The organism is Streptomyces sp. NPDC048257, from assembly GCF_043201855.1.
Lineage (GTDB): Bacteria > Actinomycetota > Actinomycetes > Streptomycetales > Streptomycetaceae > Streptomyces.
The window spans coordinates 404,820-424,683 of record NZ_JBICZI010000002.1; the positions used below are offsets into that span (position 1 = coordinate 404,820).

Here is a 19,864-nt window from a genome sequence, read left to right on the forward strand (position 1 = left end):
CCTTGATCGTTTCTTCAGCGGTAGCCCTTACACCTACTGCGATTTCGGGAGGCGCGCGGTGACCGCTTGGCAGTACTTCGCCGGGGCGGGCCTGGTGGCGGCGCTCTGCCCGCTGCACGGCCACGTGGCGGTCGCGAGCGACGGCGGCGGCCGCGGAGCCCGCGTCGACCTGTGCGTGCCGGCCGGGCAGCCGGACCGGCCGGTCTTCCGGCCACCGTCCGGGCAGCCCTCGGTACGGGTGACCGTGCCCGGCGCCGGCCGGCCGACGGTGCGTCACCCCGGGCGGCCCGAGGTGCCGCCCGCCCCGGCGCAGCGGCCGACGCGGCCCGCGCGGGCGGCGGAGCCCCGGCCGGCCGAACCGCCGGGCGCGGTGGGAGCGTCGGGGCCTGCCGCGGAGGCAGGGGCCGTGGAGTCGGAGCCGCCGCCGCCCGCGCCGGCTCCCGGGGCCGGGGCCGTACCGGCGTCGGCCGACGCACCCGCCCCGCCCGTGGCCAGGGCCGCCGCCGCACGGGTGAGCGCCTTCCACGTGCGTCCGTACCGCTCGGTGGCCCTGGAGCGGCGCGGCCCGGCGGGGATGTCCACCGTGATGCTCATGGTCGTCGTCACCACCCCGGCCGTACTCGCCGCCGCCGCCCTGCGTCCCCGTTCCAAGAGCCGCGGCTGACCGCCGCGCACCCCCGTATCCCCATCCATCGATCCACCGATTCACACCGGGAGATTCCACGTGTCCGAATGGCTGGTCCTGGCCGTCGCCATGGCGCTCGTCTGCGCCGTCGTCCTCGCCATCACCGCGATCCGGCACCGCCGGGCCGCCGACGACGAGGACACCAGCGAAACCCCCGATGTCATCGAGTACATGACGATGATGGTGGGCGTGGTCTACGCGATCGTGCTGGGTCTGGCCATCGCGGGCGTCTGGGAGGCGCGCGGCGCCGCCGAGGACAGCGTGCGCCGCGAGGCGCAGGCCCTGTACGAGGTCACCCAGCGCGCCGACGTCTACCCGGCGCCGGTCCGCGACCGGATCCGGGGCGAGGTGGACGCGTACGTCTCCCACACCGTCGCCGTGGACTGGCCGCTGCTGACCTCCGGCGACGGCGCCTCGGCCGAGGGCGGCGCGCTGCTCGGCAAGCTGCGCACCGACGTCACGCACCAGAGCCCGGCCACCGAGCTCCAGGCGCAGGCGTACCAGCCGCTGCTGGACCACATCGCCGCGGCCGACGACGCGCGCCACTCGCGGGTGCAGAGCTCCGAGTCCACCCTGCCGGGCGTGGTGTGGTTCGGTCTGCTGGTGGGCGGGGTGGTCACGGTCGGGCTGATCTTCACCCTGCAGATCCGCCGTTCCGGGCGGGAGTTGCTGCTCGCCGGCCTGTTCAGCGCGCTGATCGTGTTCCTGCTCTTCATGGTGTGGAGCTTCGACGCGCCGTACGGGCGGGAGGGGATCGATTCGGCGGCGCCGTTCCAGGACCTGTTCCCGGCGACGGCGACGGTGGCGGCCGCCCCCCGCTGACCGGCCGACAGGACGCCCTCCTAGACCGTCACCTGCCGCCGGACCGCCTGCACCACCGGCGAGTGCCGCAGCGCGCGGGAGATCCGCAGGAGGTCGCGCGGACCGTCGGCGGTGTCGAGGACGGTCTCCTCGTCCTCACCGATGATCTTGCCTTCGGGGTCGGCGGACCGGGCCCGCACGGCGGCCGCGACCATGGCGGCGTCGGCGACCGCGCGGGCGGTCTCCTCATCGGCCCCCTCGGCGACGGCGCTGTCGTAGGCGTCGTCGCGCAGGTCCTTGTCGAAGTACGGGCCGAGGTGCAGGAAGCCGTCGTGGATGTCCGACTCGCGCTGGATCACCCGCAGCTCCGCCGCGGACCACCAGGCCATCTGCACGGAGGGCGTGCCGCTCGGTGCGGAGATCTGCACCTCGTGCCAGAGCGGGCCGAGCCGGCGGTACGTCGCCCACATCTGCCACTGGTCCGACAGCCGCTGGCAGACGAGCGGGACCACGAAGCCCATCGCGCTGATCAGCGCCCCGAGGGAGGCGAGCGGCGGAGCGGCGTAGGTGCTCAGGCCGTCGAGGTCGTGACCGGACCAGCGGGCGACGACCGCGGTCATCTTGGTGGCGTCGTAGGCGAGGTTGAAGATGTAGCCGACGACGATGATCACCAGTCCGACCCGCAGCCAGCCGCGGACCTGGAGCGACCAGCGCCAGCACAGGGCCACCATCACCACGGCGGCCACGAGGTGGGCCAGCAGGTAGAGGGCGATCATGTGGCCGATGTAGGGCGTGTTCGCGTAGTAGGTGTCGAAGTCGCGCAGCCGCTCCTGCGGGGTCTCACCGAGGGCGAAGAGCACGACCAGGGCCACGATCACCACGCTGTAGCCGAGGATCCAGCGGCGCGAGACGCGTCGGGTCTGTTCGGGCGGCCCGCCGCGCCAGTTGACCATCAGGACCAGGCAGGAGGCGCTGAACGCGGTGATCAGGCAGTAGACCAGGGGGGCCGAGACGTTGACGATCCCGGTCCAGCGGTTGACCGCCGCGATGGTGGGCGGGGCGGCGAAGGTGAACACCGCTCCCGCCAGGGTCAGCAGGGCGACGACCGACCGCAGGAGCGGGTCGCGCCAGTTGTGCCGCAGGGCCGGCAGCTTGAAGGCGAGTGAGATCGCCATCGCGGCCGCCGGTATGTAGTAGTCCTCGCCGTTCAACGTTCGTTCCTGTGCCCCCGGTAGCCCAGCGAGGCCTCGATCCGGCCCGCCAGTTGATCGCGCTGGACCGGTGCGCGGTGGCTCGCCGATCCGGCCAGCCAGTTCCGACACCGACTACCCAGCAGTAAACCGAAGGTTTCGGCCTCGGTCTCCTCCCGGACGTCGGCGCGCGTGCGCGCGGCGACGCGGCGGACGGTCTCGCCGATGTCGGCCTCGTCGGTCAGCAGCCGCGCGGCGACGGCGGCGCCGTCGACGTGATGACTGCAGTGGCCGGCCTTCATGTGCCACAGCTCGTGGCCCAGGATCACCAGCTGGTGGTCCGGCGCGGTGCGCTCCTCGATGACCACGAGATCGCGGTCCGCCATGTCGAGCCACAGGCCGCTGGCCGTCCGCGGCGGGAACGAGGCCATCCGGAAGTCCACCCGGCGGCCGCGGTGTCTGCTCATGCCCTCGCAGAGGGCAGCGTAGAGGTCCACGGGTTCCACGGGTGCGGTCAGCCGGATGCCGGCCACCAGTTCCCCGCACAACCGCCGCTGCTCTCTGCCTATGCTCACCGTTCTCCCCGTCGGCGCGGATCCGGATCAGGACTCAAGGATCAGACCCAGACTTTCGACTGGGTCAGGATTCGTTCGGTTTGACGCTTTCGAGGAGCATGTCCAGCCATTCGGTCACCTTGTCCCGGTGCTTGTCGCTGGGCAGTTGGGCGGCGCGCCAGGCGATGCCCCGTACACCGTGGTTCTGGAGGAGTCTTGCCAGTGGATCGCCCGCCGATGCGCCCGAGGGCGATACGGTTTCCCGCGCCCGCCCCGCGAAGTCCTGGAGCAGCTGTTGCTCGGTCCGCTGGAGGGCGTCGGTGAGGGCGTCGGAGTCGTGCGCCGTGAGGAAACCGGCGTGCACTCCGAAGAACCGCTGGATCGCGTCACAGTGTTCCATGGTGGGCCGCCGGTCGCCGTTGATCAGTGCCCCGGCCTGCTGCCGCGACATGCCGGCGCCGTCCGCGATCTCCTGCTGCGTGTAGCGGCGGCCGTTGGGTTTGACGCGGGTACGCCGGAGCAGGTCGAGACGCTGGAGGAACCGGGCCTGCAGATCGGGTTCGCCGGCCGGCCTGCCGTCGAGCAGGGTCCTGACCACGTCCGTGGGTACGCCGGAGGCCTCGGAGAGCCGCCGCAGGTCGAAGACCTGGTTCAGGTCGCGGCCCATCTTGCCCGCGAGTTCGGCGACACGCGTGATGGTGGCTGCCAGGGGTGCGCTGGCCACCGCGACGGGAGCCGGGAAGCCGTCTGTCACCAGTGGTTCTCCTAGATCGCGCGAAGTCGGTATGGGCACATGGTCGGCTTCTGGAATCTAGCCGCTCTCGCCCGGAAGGGCTAGAACGTGCCACAGCTGTGGCGGGAATGAGCTGTCAAGAGGCTGGAATTGCCACAATAGTTGACACTCGAATGAAGTCGGTAGCAGGATCGCCACACGGAAATGAAGATCCAGACCGGAGGAGGGGGAGCTCTCAGTGCCACATCTCGCAGCGGTGGGCTCGTCCGATGGACTCGCCCGAGCCGGTGAAGAGCGCCTGGCGGGCGAGGAATCCGCCCGTGGTGCGGTCCGGTCGGAGCGACGCAAGGAGATTTTGCGCCAGCGCCGCGAGGAGCTGGGCCTGAGCCAGGAGGACCTCGCAGCCAGACTGCGCATCAGTGTGCGCGCGTACGGGAACTGGGAAAGAGGCCTGGTCAAGGAGTGGACCGACCGCAAACTGCTCGCCCTGGCCGAGGCCTTGGAGATGAGCGAGCGGCAGTGCTTCTGGCTGTTCCGCGTCATGGTCGACCGTGACCCGCCGCCCACGTGGCGCGCCGCCGAGGAGAACCGGCTGCCCGAGGACCCGGCCCAGCGCGACTACCTGTGCGACTACGCGGCCCTCATGGAGTCCGTGCCCTACCCGAGCTTCCTCGTGGACCACCGCTGGGACGTGGCCCTGACCAACTCGGCCTTCGACCAGCTCTTCCAGTCCGTACGGCCGCACCCGACGGCCCTGCCGGACGACAACTTCCTGCGGTTCGTGCTCTTCCACCCGGACGCGGCGGCCGTGCTGGAGGATCACGAACCGGCCTGGTGCGTACCGCTGCTGGCCCAGTTCGCGACCGCGCTGGCCGGGGCTCCCGAGGACGAGGGGCTGCGCAGCATCCGCCAGGAGGTGGCCCGTGACCCGTTCATGGAGGCGGCCTACCGGTACGGGGTGCCGCACTGGCTGAGCACGCACGGCGCCGACGCCGCCGAGCTGGACGGGGCGGTGCGCACCGTGCGCCACCCGGACCCGCGGTGGGGGCCGGTGCGCTGCCGGATGGTGGCCGAGACCAGCCGGATGCTGGTCGAGATGGGGTTGACCCGGATCACCCTGATCCTCTCGACGCCGACGGGCGCGCCGAGGGGCCCCGTCCGGGGCACCGGGGGCTTCACGCACCAGCAGGGCGCCAGGCTGCGCGCCGTGCCGTCGCCGGTGGAGTGACCGACCGGGGCAGACTGGTGCCGGCAGGCGTGTGCCGTGGCTTCCGTGTCACCGATCGTGGCATCGGTGGTGGTGCCCGGGGCCGCGGCTGCGGTGTCGGCAACGGGATCTGCACTGGCGAAAGGCGGTAGGGGCGTGCGGCTGACGATCCTCGGCGGAGGCGGCTTCCGGGTACCGCTCGTCTACGGAGCACTGCTCGGCGACCGCGCCGAGGGCCGGGTGTCCCATGTGACGCTGTACGACCAGGACCCGGCGCGGCTCACCGCCATGGCCCGGGTGCTCCGGGACCAGGCTGCGGCCGCGACCGCCGGCGGCCCGGTGCCGGACGCCCCCGTCGTCACGGCCACCGGGGACCTCGACGAGGCCCTGCGCGGGGCCGATTTCATCTTCTCCGCCATCCGCGTCGGTGGCCTGGAAGGGCGCGCCGCGGACGAGCGGATCGCCCTGTCCGAGGGGGTCCTGGGCCAGGAGACGGTGGGCGCGGGCGGGATCGCGTACGGCCTGCGGACCGTGCCGGTGGCGCGCGAGATCGCCCGCAGGATCGCCCGTACCGCCCCCGGGGCGTGGGTCATCAACTTCACCAACCCGGCCGGTCTGGTCACCGAGGCGATGGCCGAGGAGCTCGGCGAGCGGGTGATCGGCATCTGTGATTCCCCCGTGGGCCTCGGCCGGCGGATCGCCCGGCTGCTGGGCGCCCGGCCGCAGGAGGCCTGGATCGACTACGTCGGCCTCAACCACCTGGGCTGGGTGCGCGGGCTGCGCATCGGCGGCCGTGACGAGCTGCCCCGGCTGCTGGCCGATACCGAGGCCCTGGAGTCCTTCGAGGAGGGCCGGCTCTTCGGGGCCGAATGGCTGCGCTCGCTCGGCGCAATCCCCAACGAGTACCTGCACTACTACTACTTCAACCGTGACACCGTACGGGCCTACCAGGAGGCGAAGCAGACGCGCGGGGCCTTCCTGCGCGACCAGCAGCGCGGCTTCTACGCCGAGGCGGGCCGGGCAGGAGCGCCGGCCGGGGCGGCGCTGGCCGCCTGGGACCGTACCCGGGCCGAGCGCGAGGCCACGTACATGGCCGAAAACCGTGAGGTGGCGGGAGTCGGGGAGCGGGAGGAGAGCGACCTCGAATCCGGGGGCTACGAGAAGGTCGCGCTCGCGCTGATGCGGGCCATCGCCCGGGACGAGCGGGCCACGCTGATCCTGAACGTCCGCAACGGCTCGACGCTGTCCGTCCTCGACGCCGAGGCGGTCATCGAGGTGCCCTGCCTGGTCGACGCGAACGGCGCCCACCCGGTGGGCGTCGAGCAGCTGCCCCTGCACGCGGCGGGGCTGGTGACGGCGGTCAAGGCGGTCGAACGGGAGATCCTGGCGGCGGCCGCGAGCGGTGCCCGTGCGGACGCGGTCAAGGCCTTCGCGCTCCATCCGCTGGTCGACTCGGTGGGGGTGGCGCGGCGGCTCCTCGACGGGTACGCGGCGGAGCACCCGGGCCTGTCCTACCTGCGCTGACCCCCTGTACACGGGTGTCCCGCGGTCCTGCGAGGTTCCCCCGGACGGCGCAGCGCCACATGCGCAGCGGCGGGCGCGCTGTGACAGTGCGAAGGTGACCACTGCCCCCGCGACGGCCGCCGCGCCACCCGTGCTCGACCGGCGGCGGCGCAACGTCATCTTCGGCACGATCATGCTCGGGGTGCTGCTCGCGGCACTGGACCAGACGATCGTAGGAACCGCACTGCCCACGATCGTGTCGGATCTGGGCGGCGGGGACCACATGTCGTGGGTGGTGACCTCCTACCTGCTCGCGGAGACCGTGGCGACGGTGCTGGTGGGCAAGTTCGGCGACCTCTTCGGCCGGAAACTGATCTTCCAGATCTCCGCCGTCATCTTCATCAGCGGCTCCTTCATGTCCGGCCTGGCCGGCAACATGACCCTCCTGATCGTGTGGCGAGGCGTCCAGGGCATCGGCGCCGGCGGTCTGATGGTCACGGCGATGGCGCTGATCGCCGATGTGGTGCCGCTGCGCGAGCGCGGCAAGTACCAGGGCATGATCGGCGCCGTCTTCGGGGTCGCCACCGTGATCGGACCGCTGCTCGGCGGGTTCTTCACCGACAGCCTGAGCTGGCGGTGGTGCTTCTACGTCAACGTCCCGATCGCGATCCTCGTCGTCATCGCGGCCGCCAAGACGATCCCGGCGGTACGGGCGGAGGGCAAGCCGGTCATCGACTACCTGGGCATCGCCCTGGTCGCGATCGGTGCCAGCGCGCTGATCCTGGGCACCAGTTGGGGCGGGAACCAGTACGCCTGGACCTCGCCCGTGATCATCGGCCTGTTCGCGGGCGGCGCGGTCGCGCTGGCGCTGTTCTGCCTGGTCGAGACACGGGCCGCGGAACCGATGCTGCCGATGCGGCTCTTCCGCAATCCGGTCTTCTCCGTGTGCTCCGTACTGAGCTTCGTCGTCGGGTTCTCGATGCTCGGCGCGATGACCTTCCTGCCGACCTACCTCCAGTACGTCGACGGGGACTCGGCCACCATCTCGGGCGTCCGGACCCTCCCCATGGTCATCGGCCTGCTGATCGCCTCCGTCTTCAGCGGCAACGTCACCAGCAAGACCGGCCAGTACAAGATCTTTCCGATCGTGGGCTGCGCGGTCATGGCGCTCGGCCTGTACCTGTTGTCGACGATGAAGCCGGGGACCGGCAGCGTGCTGGAATCGCTGTACATGTTCGTGCTCGGCACGGGCATCGGCCTGTCCATGCAGGTGCTGGTGATCGCCGTGCAGAACACCGTCGACTACGCCGACCTGGGCACGGCCACCTCCGGCATCACCTTCTTCCGTACGCTCGGCAGCGCCTTCGGGACCGCGGTCTTCGGAACGATCTACGCGAACACCCTCGGGCCCGCACTGGAGGAGGCCGTCGCGGAGGCGGCGCGGCTCACCGGACAGGACCCGGCGCAGCTGGCCGAGGCGGCGTCGAGCCCGGAGGGGGTGCACCGGCTCGACCCGGTGGCCGCGGAGCCGGTGATCGAGGCGTACGCGCAGGCCCTGCACACGGTGTTCCTCTGGACCGTCCCGATGGCCCTGTTCGGCTTCGTCGTGGCGCTCTTCCTCAAGCAGGTGCGCCTGCGCGACAGCGCCCGGGCCGGGTCCACGGACATGGGCGACGGCTTCGGATCGCCGGCCACGGCGTCGGGGGACTCGGCGAAGCTGCTGGAGCTGGCCGTCGGCAAGCTCGTACGGAACATGGGGGCGGACACGGCGCGGGGGATCGTCGACGCCTCGGACACCCGGCTGGACATCGCGGGAGCCTGGGCGGTGATGCAGGTGGAATTGCTGACCCGGACGATCGGCTACGCCGGCCTCGGTCTGATCGCCGAGCGCCGCTCCCTGCCGCCGGAGGTGCTGGTGCCGGTCTACGACCGGATGGAGGAAGAGGGTTTCCTCAGCCGCGAGGGAAGCTTCTTCACCCTCACCCCGGCCGGGCAGCGGGAGGCCGACGTCATCTCGGCGGCGTGGGCCCAGTGGCTCGGGGACCAACTGGAGAAGGACCGGGGACGGCCGCGGAGCGCCGAACTGCGGGTCGCGGCGGACGCGATCGCGAAGCGGCTGCTGGCCGAGGACCTGGGGGAGGGGAACTTCGCACCGAGGGTGGTGGTGCGGCACTAGGGCCCCTCGTGCCGATCAGGCCGGGCTCGCGGCGCGACACCCCCTAGGGATGTGGTTCGGCCCTTGACAAGCGCGGAAGTTGGTCATGGCGGGAAGGCGTACGGAGTGAGTGCGCGCTCCGTCGATGGGGAACTTCGGGGGTGAGTCGGACGTCTTTGCCTTCGAGGCGTCGGGACAGCTGACAGCCGGACGACGGGGGGCGCTCGTGAGGATCACACTGGCCGAGGAGATCATGCTGCTGTCCCTGGACGACGAGTCCGGGGCGGCGAGGCAGCGTCAGCCGGCGGGGTGGGCCGTGGCGGGTGCGATCCTGCTCGAACTGGTCTTGGCGGAGCGGGTGTCGGTGTCGGGCAAGTACCTGGAGCTCAGGAACACCGAGTCCACCGGGGAAGAACTGCTCGACGGCCGCATCCGGTTGATGGAGGCGTGGCTGCGGGGCCGCAGCAAACGCCGGGTGACGGACTGGCTGACCAAGGACCAGCCCAAGGCTGTCGGCGCCGCCCTGGCGAGCCTGGGCGAGCGCGGGTTGGTGGTGCCACAGGTACACAAGGTGTTCGGGGTGTTCCCGCAGCGCCGCTATCCCGAGGCCGACGGCGCCGTCGAGCGCGCCCTGCGCGAGCGGCTCCACGGCGTCGTCCTCGACGGCGCCGAGCCGGACGAGCGTACGGCCGGCCTCATCGCCCTGATCCACTCGGCCAAGCTGCACCGGCTCGCCTTCCCCGACCGGCGGCCAGGCGAGGTGACCCCGCGGATGGCGGAGATAGCCGCCGGCCAGTGGGCGGCCGAGAGCGTCCGGGCGGCGATCCGCGACATGCAGGCCGCGATGGTGGCGGTGACCACGGTGACGGTCCTGACGGCCACCACCTAGTGCTGTGACCGGAAAGGTTCACCGGGTCGCGACGCCCGGCACGGCACCTCGCGGCGTTGTCGGACCACGGAAGGACGTCCAGTACGAGCCGTGGCCCTCCGCCTGGCGATGCACCGCACCGGACGCCGCGACCCGGCAAGCCTTTCCGGCCACAGCACTAGGGTCGACGGGGTGGGTGTTCAGGCGCTCTGCGCCGGATCCGAGATCACGTAGTCGTACGAGGGGACGTGCGGCAGCGGGGCGAGGTCCGGGCGCCAGGAGTGCAGCACGGCCGCCGACGGGACGTACAGGGCCGAGGGGATCTCGGTGGGGACGAACCACTGCCAGCGGGTGATCTTGTGGGGTTCGGTGACGGTGGGGACGCCTTCCGCCGAGGTGGTGACGGCGGCCGCCGTCAGGCGGGTCAGACCGGCCTGTGCCTCGATCTGCACGGACAGGATGCGGATTGCCCCGGGGTCCGCCCGCAGGGCGGTCTCCTCGGCGAGTTCCCGGGCGGCGGCCTGCTCGAAGCCCTCCCCGGGGTCGACCTTGCCGCCGGGCAGCTCCCAGCGGCCGTCGTGCGCCTGGCCGAGGAGCACCCGGCCGTCCGGGGCCACGACGACCAGTCCGACGCCGACGACGGCGTGGGGCCGCGGCGCGGCCCGCTCGGGGCGCTCGTGCGTGCTGGTCATGGTCGTCCTTCCGCTGGAGGGGTGGGCCGGGCCCGGACATGGATCCGCTCGCCCTGGGGGCCGAAGAGGCTGAGGAACTCAGCCGGTTGCGGACCCGCGTTGAAGAAGGCGTGCGGGGTGTGCGTATCGAACTCGGCGGCCTCTCCGGGGCCGAGGACGAGGTCGTGCTCGCCGAGCAGCAGCCGGATGCGTCCGGAGAGCACGTACAGCCACTCGTAGCCCTCGTGGACCTGCAGTTCGGGCTTGGGCGGCGGACCTTCGAGGGGCGGGAGGATCTGCTTGAAGGCGTGCACCCCGCCGAAGTTGCGGGTCAGTGGCACGTAGGTGCAGCCGTGCCGGACGAAAGGGCGCGGGCGGATCCGGGGATCCCCGGTCTCCGGTGCGCCGACCAGCTCGTCGAGCGCCACCCGGTGCGCCCTGGCCAGCGGAAGCAGCAGCTCCAGCGTCGGCCTGCGCTGCCCGGACTCCAGCCGGGAAAGGGTCGAGAGCGAGATGCCGGTGGTTTCGCTGAGCTGGGCGAGCGTGGTGCCGCGCTGTTGGCGCAGGGCGCGCAGCCGCGGGCCCACGGCGGTGATCACGTCGGCGAGTTCCTCGTCCTGCTCCTCGGTGGCCATGACTCCATTTGCCGCTTCGGCAAGAACATTTGTCAAGAGGACCCCTGCGGGCAGACCCTCACGGACATGGACAACGCACAGCACAGCTCGTTCGACGTCGTGGTCGTCGGCGGTGGGGCCGCAGGACTGGCCGGAGCGCTGACCCTGGTCCGGGCCCGCCGTTCGGTACTGGTGATCGACTCCGGCAGCCCGCGCAACGCCCCGGCCGCGCACATGCACGGATACCTCGGCCACGACGGGGAGAGCCCGGCCGCGCTGTTGGCCAGGGGCCGCGCGGAGGTGACCGGCTACGGCGGGGAGGTCCGGCCGGGCACGGCCGTCGCCGCGGACCGCCTGCCCGACGGGAGCTTCCTGGTCCGCTGCGGCGACGGCAGGACCGTCCGGGCGGGCCGGCTGCTGGTCGCCACCGGGCTCGTGGACGAGCTGCCCGCCGTGCCGGGCCTCGGGGCGCGCTGGGGGCGGGACGTGCTGCACTGCCCGTACTGCCACGGCTGGGAGGTCAGGGACCAGCCGGTCGCGGTGCTGGCCGACGGACCGCTGGCCGTGCACCAGGCCCAGCTCTGGCGGCACTGGAGCGAGCGGACCACCCTGCTGGCGCACACCTGGCGGCTCACCGCCGAGGACCGGGAACTGCTGGCCGCCCTCGGTGTCGATGTCGTCGAGGGCGAGGTGACCGGCCTCGTGGTCCGGGACGACCGGCTGGCCGGCGTGACCCTGGCGGGCGGCGCCGAGGTGGGGTGCGCCGCCCTGGTCGTGGCCCCGCGGTTCACCGCCCGCTCGGGCGTACTGACCAGCCTCGGCCTGCCGACCGTCGTCATGGAGCGGGGCGGCGAAGCGATCGGCACCTGCGTCGAGTCCGATCCGGCCACCGGGACCACCGCGCTGCGCGGGGTCTGGGCCGCGGGCAACGTGACCTCCCCGCTGGAGAAGGTCGCGGGCGCGGCCGCCCAGGGGGCGCAGGCTGCGGTGGCGATCAACACCGACCTGATCGAGGCGGAGACCCGACGGGCCGTGGAGGCCCACCGCGCGGGCGCCGGAGTGTGAACAACCGATCGATATCCGGACATCTATGCGAGTTTCGGTCGGCGCCTGTTCGCGCAGGCTCTGTGCGGTGTGATCGTCGTACGGTCCAACGGCTCGGGGGGACGCTTCATGGCACATGTGCTGGTCATCGGCGGAGGTGTCGCAGGGCCCGCCACCGCCCTGCTCGCGGCGCGGCGCGGACACACGGCGGAGGTCTTCGAACGGGACGCACGGGCGCCGGGCGCCTCGCTCGACCGTGACTTCTTCGGCTGGCGGCGGCCGACCGTACCGCAGGCGGCCCAGCCGCACGTGCTGCTCGGGGCCGCCCGCAACGTCCTGCGCGCCGATCTGCCCGACGTGTACGCGCAGATGCTCCGCCTCGGCGCCCGCGAACGGCACGAACTGGACTGGTTCGACATGCGTCCGCCCGCGCTGCCCGGCGACGAGGACCTCGTGATGCTGCAGGCCCGGCGCATCGTGCTGGAGAGCGCCCTGGCCGCGGCGCTGCGTGCGGAACCGGGGGTCGTCGTCCGGTACGGGGAGCCGGTCACCGGGTTGATCACGGCCCGCGGGTCCTCCGAGGCCATCGGGTCCTCGGGGTCCTCCGGGGCCACCGGGTCCTCCGGGATCCATGTGACGGGAGTGACCACCGAGGCCGGGAGCTACGCGGGAGACCTCGTCGTGGACGCCTGTGGGCGGCGCGGGGGCACCGAGCGCAGGCTGGCCGAGCTGGGGTGCCGGCCGCCCGTCGTGGAACGGCACCGCACCGGGCTCGCGTACTTCTGCCGCTGGTACCGGCTGCCCGAGGGCATGGACGAGGGGCCGCGCCGGCCGTGGGCGGTGACGGGCGGGGCCTTCGCCGGGTGCGCCGTCTTCCCGGCCGACAACCGGGTGTTCGCCGTGACGCTGTTCGTGCACACCGCGGACACCACGCGCTCGGCGCTGCGCGACCCCGCCGTCTTCGAGGCGGCCGCGCGTACCTTCCCGCCCGGCGCCGCCTGGCTGGCACTGGGCGCCGAGCCGCTGTCGGGCGTCCTGGCCACGGCGAGCCTGGACAACCGGTGGAGCGCCCTGGTCGACGAACAGGGCCCCGTGGTGACCGGGCTGGTGCCGGTCGGGGACTCGATCACGCACACCAACCCGACCCTGGGGCAGGGCACCTCGCTCGCCCTGTGGGCCGCGCGCAGGGTGGCCCGTACGGTGCACCGGGACCCGGGATCGGCGCGGTACGCCGCCGAACACCACGCCTGGGCGGAGCGGACCCTGAAGCCGTGGTTCGACTTCCAGGTGGTCGCCGACGGGGCGATAGGGGAGCGCTTCGCGGCACGGGCCGGGCGGGGCGGGACGGCGCGGGAGGTGGCCGCGCTGTTCGACTGCGCGCTGGGGGATCCCGAGGTGATGCGGGCCCGGGCGAGGGTCCGGCACCTGGTGGAGCCGCCGGAGCGGGCGTACGCCGACCCGGAGATCCGCGCCCGGGTGGCGCGCTGGCTGGCGGACAGGCCGGACTACGCGCCGAACGAGGCGGGGCCGGACCGGGAGGAGTGGGAGAAGCTGACGGCGGGGTGAGCCGGGGTGAGCCGGGGTGAGCCGGGCTGAGCCGGGCTGAGTCGGGAGTGGCGGCCGCTCAGCCGGAGGTACCGGTGGCGGCCGGACCGAGCACCTCGGCGAGGTCGTAGCCGACGACCTCCTCCAACTGGGTGTAGGTGCAGCTCCCGGGCGTCCGGTCGGGCCGCCAGCGGTGGAACTGGGCGGTGTGCCGGAAGCGGTCGCCCTCCATGTGGTCGTACCTCACCTCGACGACCCGCTCGGGGCGCAGCGGGACCCAGGACAGGTCCTTCTTGCCGGTCCAGCGGCTCTGCCCCCCGGGCAGCCGGGCACTCTCGTGGGCGGACTCCTCGGCCCAGGCGGCCCAGGGATGGCCGGTCGGGTCGGGCATCCGCAGGGGTTCGAGTTCCTCCACCAGCTCGGCGCGGCGCTTCATGGGGAAGGCGGCGCACACGCCCACGTGCTGGAGCGTGCCGTGGGCGTCGTAGAGGCCGAGCAGCAGCGATCCGACAATCGGACCGCTCTTGTGGAAACGTAAACCCGCGACGACGACGTCGGCCGTACGTTGGTGTTTGACCTTGAACATGAGGCGGGCATCGGGCCGGTAGAGGAGATCGAGGGGTTTCGCGATCACCCCGTCGAGCCCGGCGCCTTCGAACCGCTCGAACCACTCCTGCGCGAGCGCGGGGTCGGTGGTTGCGGGCGCGAGGTGGACGGGGGGCCGAGCAGTGGAGAGAGCACGGGTCAGGGCGGTACGGCGGTCGGCGAGCGGGGTGTCGAGGAGCGCCTGGTCGCCCAGGGCGAGCAGGTCGAAGGCGACGAAGCTGGCGGGGGTGGTCTCGGCCAGCAGGGCGACGCGGGACTGTGCGGGATGGATCCGCTCGGTCAGCCGGTCGAAGTCGAGACGCCCGCCGTGGACGATCACGATCTCGCCGTCCACGACGCAACGGGTCGGCAGATTGTGCTTCAGGGCCTCCACCAGCTCGGGAAAGTACCGGGTCAGGGACTTACCCGTGCGACTGCCGATCTCGATCTCGTCGCCGTCGCGATGGACGATGGCCCGGAAGCCGTCCCACTTGGCCTCGTACTGCATCCCGGGCGGGATCTTCGCCACGGACTTGGCGAGCATCGGCTTCACGGGCGGCATCACTGGCAGATCCATGCCTTCGATTCTGCGGTGGTACGTCCGGACCCGCCCGGTATGCGCGCACGACCGGGCCCGCCTACCGTGGCGCACATGGGTGCTGCCGGTAATGCGATCGAGCTGGACGCGGGCGGGCGGACGGTACGGCTGTCCAGCCCGGACAAGGTGTACTTCCCGGAGCGCGGCCTCACCAAGCGGGACGTGGCCGAGTACTACCTGGCCGTCGCGCCCGGCATCACGCGCGCCCTGCGCAACCGGCCCACGACCCTGGAACGCTTTCCGGACGGGGTGGAGGGCGAGTCCTTCTTCCAGAAGCGGGCACCGAAGAACCTTCCCGACTGGATCCCCACCGCCCACATCTCCTTCCCGAGCGGCCGCTCGGCCGACGAGATCTGCCCGACCGAACCGGCCGCCGTCCTGTGGGCGGCCAACCTGGGCTGCCTCACCTTCCACCCCTGGCCGGTGCGGCGCGAGGACACCGACCGCCCCGACGAGCTCCGGATCGACCTGGACCCGCAGCCGGGCACCGACTACCACCACGCGGTGGCGGCCGCCCACGAACTGCGCGCCCTGCTGGAGGAGCTGGGCCTGCGCGGCTGGCCCAAGACCTCGGGCGGCCGCGGGCTGCACGTCTTCGTGCCGATCGCGCCGCGCTGGACCTTCACCGAGGTCCGGCGGTGCGCCATCGCCCTCGGCCGGGAGCTGGAACGCCGGATGCCGGGCAAGGTCACGACGGCCTGGTGGAAGGAGGAGCGTGGCGAGCGGATCTTCGTCGACTACAACCAGACGGCGCGCGACCGCACGATCGCCTCCGCCTACTCCGTCCGCCCCCGCCCGCACGCCCCGGTATCGGCGCCGCTGCGCTGGGACGAGGTGGACGACGCGGAGCCCCGCGACTTCGACATCGTGACGATGCCGGCCCGGTTCGCCGAACTGGGCGATCTGCACGCGGACATGGACGAGCACGCCTTCGCCCTGGACGCCGTACTGGAACTCGCGGCCCGCGACGAACACGAGCACGGCCTGGGCGACATGCCCTACCCCCCGGACTACCCGAAGATGCCGGGCGAACCCAAGCGCGTCCAGCCCAGCCGGGCGAAGCACGAAGACTGACAGGCGCTGCGCGCTCCGTTCAGAGCCTCGGCCCGTGGAGCAGAGGCCCTCGCCGGCAACCGATCCGGCCGCAGGCGACGCAGTACCCGCTGTTCTGGCTAAGGGCTGTCCCGTAATCCCCGGTGGATCAGTGCACGGCGTCAGATGCGGTGCATCGCAAGCGGAGGGGCGTCCTCATACTGTGCGTATTCGGGCGTTCCGACAACGCAGCGAGGTGCCGTAGCTGTCGTCGTGCGCCCGCCGGGGATTACGGGACAGCCCTTAGGCTTCGGGCATGTTGGAGCACCCTGGATTCGGCGCGATGCTGGCGTGGTTGACGGACCACAGAGAGCTCAGCGCCCAGGAGTTGGCCGACTGCGCCGGGTCGACCGCAGACGAGGTCCGGGCGGTGCTCGCGGGGGAGAGCCCCGGCGAGGGGCTGCTCCGACGGTTTGCGCCCGCGCTGGGTTTCCACACGGTCGATCTGTTCATCCTCGCTGGGTGTGCGGTCCCGGACGACTTGGCGCCGTTGGATGCCGCGGCCGCGCAGTGGGCGGCGAGCACGGTGACGGATGCGGTACGCCTCCCCGAAGCGCGTCGCCGTGAGCTTCTGCAGCTGATCCGCTCGCTGCCGCAGGAGGAGCGGCGTTCCAGCTTCGCCCCGAAGCGGCTCACGCCCCTCGGCGGCGGTCCGGGTGCTCGGGTCATCCGCATGCTCCAGTACCGCAACCTGGGCCCCGATCAGGAATTCACCTGGACCTGAGATCGCCTTGCGGCCCGACGGTGCGGGATTCGTGGTGCCGACGGCCGTGCCGCTCGCCAGGTCCAGGAAGAAGGTCCGCCCGATGCCGCTGCGTTCGTCGGTGAAACTGGCCGCGACCCTGTCGCCGGAAACGAGAAGCGGCTCCGAGTAGGCGGCTTCGACCCGCTTTGGAGCCCACGGCTTCACGGGCCGGATCTCCCAGTCGGTCTCTGCGCTCATCCCCATCACGCCGGGGTGCGAGACCGTGCCGAGGCTGATCGGCGTCGACCACCGGCAATGACCCTCCATGGTGTACCGGGCGACACGAGGCGTGAGTGACGGCTGGTGTCCCGCCTCCAACAGCATGCGGGAGGCGCCGGCCCAGCTGATGCAGAAGCCGTCATCGAGTACGACGAAGGCGGCGACCTCCTCACCCGTGTCACACGGCAGAAGGACGGTCCGGCCCATGGAGCCGTCCGGCAGGATTCCCTCCAGGGTCCGGCCGCCCTCGTCCCCCGGACACGCGAGCCAGAGCGTGCCATCTGCCGACAGGCGGGACCTCGGGCGGCCTGTCCCCGCGTAGGCCCTCTCCCAGTGCGCCGCGCCCGAGACGTCGACCATCGTCACGACCGTTTCAAGAGGGCTGGACCCGTAACGGGTCACGTACAGAGGCCCGGACGGGTCCTGGGCGGCAACAGACCGGATCTGCCCAGGCATGACGATGCGCGACGAGAGGCTCATGCGTCCGCATCCTGCGGCATCCCCTGGGAGCGGACGGCTGCGGGTGTGTTCTTGCCGGCGAAGGTGGTCGTCGGCGATGCGCTTACCTGGGCGGACTATGGTCGTTGACAGACGACTTGCGTCAGGCGGACTGCCAACCGCAGCTCGGGAGAGAGAAGGATCGACAGTGTCCGGCGAGCACGATGAGACGGGGTTTCGGTTCGGCTGGCGGGGCAGTCATTACCCTGGCATGCCCGTTGACGACCTGTGGTTGGCGGTCGGCAAGGATCCGGACGGTACCTGGTACTTCGACGCGTACTTCATCGGACGCACGACACTGACGGGTGGCGCACCCCGGGCGGCCGCGTTCGCCCAGTGGCTGCTGGCCTGCCCACCCGAAGGCCGGTATGAGAAGGAGTTCATGCTGGTTGACAGCGAACCGCAGAGCGGATCGCGCCGGCTCACGGACGGTACCCGGCTCACCGTCGAAATCCTGTTGGGCCGTGAAGAAGCGGGTGGACCCGAATACCTCCAAGTGCTCTTGTTCGGCGAGATGCGCAACTACGCCTTTGAGGTGTGCGCACCGCTGGATGCCAGCGGGTGCTTCGCGCTGAGATGGAAGCCGCCGCGGCCCGACTCCTCGCCTCACGCGCCTAGGGGGTGTCTTGTCGATCGGGCGCGAGCCCGGCCTGATGTTCGCTGTCGAGACGCCTTGGCTGGATGACAACGGACAGCGTGGCCCGGTTCGGCACGGTCCGTCCGTCCATAAAACAACACGAACGATCGTGCTAATATCTCCTCATTGGCTGGCCATCGGCATCTGGCTGCCCTGAGGAGAATTCCGGAGAACCGCGCATGCATCCCATGGCTTCACTCCTGAGCACCGCCCTCAACGTCACCGCCCGGCTCGCCCCGGGACTGGCAGGGCCCCCGGCCTTCGCGGCGTTCGTCCGCCCTCTCGGGCGGGCGCGGCTTCGGCCCGAGGAGGTGGAGGTGATGGGGCGCGCCGAAAGGGGGCGGATGGCGGTGGACGGCACGGCCGTGACCACGTATCGCTGGGGCGACGGTGACCGGCCCGTTCTCCTGGTGCACGGGTGGTCCTCGCGCGCCTCGCGGTTCGCCGGCTTCATCTCGGCCCTGCGGGCCCAGGGCCGCACCGTGATCGCCTTCGACGCTCCAGGACACGGGGAGTCCGACGGCCGCGCCTCCACGATCCGCGACTACCGCGCCATCATCGGCCAACTGCACGCGGAACACGGAGACTTCTCGGCTGTCGTGGCCCACTCCTTCGGCGTGGTCGCCACCTTCTCCATGCTGCTCGACGGCATACGGGCCGACCGGGTCGTGGGCATCGGCGGCGTGGCCGACTTCGACTACCTCGTGGACCGCTTCCGCGCCGGGCTGAACCTCGGTGAGGCGGTCGGGCGCGTCCTGCGCACCCACGTCGAACGCCGCCTCTTCCCCGGTGACCCCGACATCTGGCAGCGCCTCGACGCCCGCCGGGGCCAGGGGGAGATGCGGGCGCCGATCCTGCTCGTCCACGACACGGACGACGACGTGATCGAGCCCGCCCAGTCCCGCGCGATCGCCGCGGCCTACGGTCCCCAGGCCCGGCTCGTCGAGACCACGGGCCTCGGCCATCGCCGTATCCTCGCCGAACCCCGCGTCATCGAGATGGTGGTCGAGTTCGCGCTGTCCCCGTCCCCGTCCCCGTCCCCGCCCCCGTCCCGGTCCCCGCTCGCGCCCGAGCCCGTGCGGCCCGCATGAGCATGCGTGTCAGGAAGGCGAGTTGAACACGGGCGGTCGTTCCGGGATCTCGTCCGGAGCGGCCGCCACCGCACGCAGCCGGCCGAGGATGCCGCGCCCCGCCCGCTCGTAGGCCAAGGGGTCGCCGTGCAGCACGGAGTGCGCGTTGGCCAGTTCCATCAGGGCCGTCAACTCGAATGCGAGCTGCGGCACCTCGGCCTCCGCGGCGTCGGACGCGTCCCGGAACCCGCCCGCCAGTCGCGCCTCGTCCAGCATCCGCTCGACGTAACGCGTCCAGTCGGAGCGCGCCTTGGCGATCTCGTCCCGTACGGGGCCGGGGCGGGCGTCGTACTCCGCGGAGACGGAGTAGAAGAAGCACCCGCCCGGGAAGACCCGGCGCCCCGAGTAGTCGAGCCAGCGCTCGCACAGCCGCCACACCTTGGCGAGACCGGCAGGGTCCGGGTGCACCGGCCGCACGACCTCGGCCACGAACACGTCCACGGCGGCGCGGACGGTGGCGAGCTGGAGGTCCTCCTTGGAGCCGAAGAGGGCGAAGACCCCGCTCTTGCTCAGGCCGAGATCCGCGGCGATCTTGCCCAGCGACAGGCCCTCCAGACCGTCCACGGAAGCGATGTTCATCGTCCGGTCGAGAACGGCCCGCCGCGTCTGGTTACCGCGCTCCACACGTCCGTCAGCCATGACCCCATCTTACCGAACGCACGGTCGTTCACTTGGGGGAGGAGAGGGTGGGGTCCGCTGTCAGTGCGGGATGCGATGCTCGAGGGCACGGCAGTCGGACGGAGTGCGTGGCGGGGTGTTGATCAGTCGTTGATCGGACGTCCATCCGCGG

19 protein-coding genes are annotated in these 19,864 nt (G+C 71.7%); 11 read left to right on the forward strand and 8 right to left on the reverse strand.

Going from position 1 to position 19,864, the window contains the following annotated elements:
• Window positions 1–58 precede the first annotated feature (58 nt).
• Together ACGFZK_RS05835 and ACGFZK_RS05840 are read left to right on the forward strand one after the other, a co-directional pair.
• Window positions 59–664 (forward strand): hypothetical protein, encoded by a 606-nt coding sequence (locus tag ACGFZK_RS05835; protein WP_393847579.1) that lies wholly within the window; start codon window positions 59–61, stop codon window positions 662–664.
• 60 nt (window positions 665–724) lie between these two features.
• Window positions 725–1,507 (forward strand): hypothetical protein, encoded by a 783-nt coding sequence (locus tag ACGFZK_RS05840; protein ID WP_393847580.1) that lies wholly within the window; start codon window positions 725–727, stop codon window positions 1,505–1,507.
• 20 nt (window positions 1,508–1,527) lie between these two features.
• Here ACGFZK_RS05840 and ACGFZK_RS05845 read toward each other — a convergent pair whose 3' ends face one another.
• The 3 genes from ACGFZK_RS05845 to ACGFZK_RS05855 all read right to left on the reverse strand — a co-directional run bounded on the left by ACGFZK_RS05845 (window position 1,528) and on the right by ACGFZK_RS05855 (window position 3,984).
• Window positions 1,528–2,697: an MAB_1171c family putative transporter gene (locus ACGFZK_RS05845; protein ID WP_393847581.1), complete on the reverse strand. Its 1,170-nt coding sequence runs from the start codon at window positions 2,695–2,697 to the stop codon at window positions 1,528–1,530.
• Window positions 2,694–3,251, reverse strand: a complete 558-nt coding sequence (locus tag ACGFZK_RS05850) for a toxin-antitoxin system, toxin component (RefSeq protein ID WP_393847582.1) — start codon at window positions 3,249–3,251, stop codon at window positions 2,694–2,696. The genes ACGFZK_RS05845 and ACGFZK_RS05850 overlap by 4 nt, the downstream gene beginning before the upstream one ends.
• A 64-nt stretch (window positions 3,252–3,315) precedes the next feature.
• Window positions 3,316–3,984, reverse strand: coding sequence for a helix-turn-helix domain-containing protein (locus tag ACGFZK_RS05855; RefSeq protein ID WP_393847583.1), 669 nt, complete (start codon window positions 3,982–3,984; stop codon window positions 3,316–3,318).
• Between the two features lie 217 nt (window positions 3,985–4,201).
• Here ACGFZK_RS05855 and ACGFZK_RS05860 point away from each other — a divergent pair, with 217 nt between their 5' ends.
• From ACGFZK_RS05860 to ACGFZK_RS05875, 4 genes are all read left to right on the forward strand, one after another.
• Window positions 4,202–5,191: a helix-turn-helix domain-containing protein gene (locus ACGFZK_RS05860; protein WP_393847584.1), complete on the forward strand. Its 990-nt coding sequence runs from the start codon at window positions 4,202–4,204 to the stop codon at window positions 5,189–5,191.
• A 135-nt stretch (window positions 5,192–5,326) separates the two neighbouring features.
• On the forward strand, window positions 5,327–6,694 hold the full coding sequence (locus tag ACGFZK_RS05865; protein ID WP_393847585.1) for a 6-phospho-beta-glucosidase: 1,368 nt from the start codon (window positions 5,327–5,329) through the stop codon (window positions 6,692–6,694).
• A gap of 172 nt (window positions 6,695–6,866) precedes the next feature.
• Complete coding sequence (locus tag ACGFZK_RS05870; protein WP_393847870.1) at window positions 6,867–8,849, forward strand: MDR family MFS transporter; 1,983 nt, start codon at window positions 6,867–6,869, stop codon at window positions 8,847–8,849.
• 205 nt (window positions 8,850–9,054) lie between these two features.
• Window positions 9,055–9,717 carry a GPP34 family phosphoprotein gene (locus tag ACGFZK_RS05875; RefSeq protein WP_393847586.1) on the forward strand — a complete coding sequence of 221 codons (663 nt, stop codon included), beginning with the start codon at window positions 9,055–9,057 and terminating at the stop codon, window positions 9,715–9,717.
• Between the two features lie 179 nt (window positions 9,718–9,896).
• Here the strand turns inward: ACGFZK_RS05875 and ACGFZK_RS05880 are convergent, their stop codons facing one another.
• Together ACGFZK_RS05880 and ACGFZK_RS05885 are read right to left on the reverse strand one after the other, a co-directional pair.
• Window positions 9,897–10,388, reverse strand: coding sequence for an NUDIX hydrolase (locus tag ACGFZK_RS05880; protein WP_393847587.1), 492 nt, complete (start codon window positions 10,386–10,388; stop codon window positions 9,897–9,899).
• Window positions 10,385–11,002 (reverse strand): helix-turn-helix domain-containing protein, encoded by a 618-nt coding sequence (locus ACGFZK_RS05885; RefSeq protein WP_393847588.1) that lies wholly within the window; start codon window positions 11,000–11,002, stop codon window positions 10,385–10,387. Before ACGFZK_RS05885 ends, ACGFZK_RS05880 begins: the two co-directional genes overlap by 4 nt.
• A 66-nt stretch (window positions 11,003–11,068) precedes the next feature.
• Between ACGFZK_RS05885 and ACGFZK_RS05890 the strand changes: the two genes are divergently transcribed.
• Complete coding sequence (locus tag ACGFZK_RS05890) at window positions 11,069–12,046, forward strand: NAD(P)/FAD-dependent oxidoreductase (protein ID WP_393847589.1); 978 nt, start codon at window positions 11,069–11,071, stop codon at window positions 12,044–12,046.
• 108 nt (window positions 12,047–12,154) lie between these two features.
• Window positions 12,155–13,591 carry an NAD(P)/FAD-dependent oxidoreductase gene (locus ACGFZK_RS05895; protein ID WP_393847590.1) on the forward strand — a complete coding sequence of 479 codons (1,437 nt, stop codon included), beginning with the start codon at window positions 12,155–12,157 and terminating at the stop codon, window positions 13,589–13,591.
• A gap of 58 nt (window positions 13,592–13,649) precedes the next feature.
• Here ACGFZK_RS05895 and ACGFZK_RS05900 read toward each other — a convergent pair whose 3' ends face one another.
• On the reverse strand, window positions 13,650–14,732 hold the full coding sequence (locus tag ACGFZK_RS05900) for an ATP-dependent DNA ligase (protein WP_393847591.1): 1,083 nt from the start codon (window positions 14,730–14,732) through the stop codon (window positions 13,650–13,652).
• Window positions 14,733–14,807: 75 nt separating this feature from the next.
• Between ACGFZK_RS05900 and ligD the strand changes: the two genes are divergently transcribed.
• Window positions 14,808–15,827: a non-homologous end-joining DNA ligase gene (ligD, locus tag ACGFZK_RS05905; RefSeq protein WP_393847592.1), complete on the forward strand. Its 1,020-nt coding sequence runs from the start codon at window positions 14,808–14,810 to the stop codon at window positions 15,825–15,827.
• Window positions 15,828–16,074: 247 nt separating this feature from the next.
• Here ligD and ACGFZK_RS05910 read toward each other — a convergent pair whose 3' ends face one another.
• A complete protein-coding gene (locus ACGFZK_RS05910; RefSeq protein ID WP_393847593.1) occupies window positions 16,075–17,289 on the reverse strand; it encodes a hypothetical protein in 1,215 nt (404 codons plus the stop codon).
• 166 nt (window positions 17,290–17,455) lie between these two features.
• Here ACGFZK_RS05910 and ACGFZK_RS05915 point away from each other — a divergent pair, with 166 nt between their 5' ends.
• Together ACGFZK_RS05915 and ACGFZK_RS05920 are read left to right on the forward strand one after the other, a co-directional pair.
• Window positions 17,456–17,992, forward strand: coding sequence for a hypothetical protein (locus ACGFZK_RS05915; protein WP_393847594.1), 537 nt, complete (start codon window positions 17,456–17,458; stop codon window positions 17,990–17,992).
• 140 nt (window positions 17,993–18,132) lie between these two features.
• Window positions 18,133–19,035, forward strand: coding sequence for an alpha/beta hydrolase (locus ACGFZK_RS05920; protein ID WP_393847595.1), 903 nt, complete (start codon window positions 18,133–18,135; stop codon window positions 19,033–19,035).
• Between the two features lie 9 nt (window positions 19,036–19,044).
• Here the strand turns inward: ACGFZK_RS05920 and ACGFZK_RS05925 are convergent, their stop codons facing one another.
• Window positions 19,045–19,713 (reverse strand): TetR/AcrR family transcriptional regulator, encoded by a 669-nt coding sequence (locus tag ACGFZK_RS05925; protein WP_393847596.1) that lies wholly within the window; start codon window positions 19,711–19,713, stop codon window positions 19,045–19,047.
• Window positions 19,714–19,864: the final 151 nt, after the last annotated feature.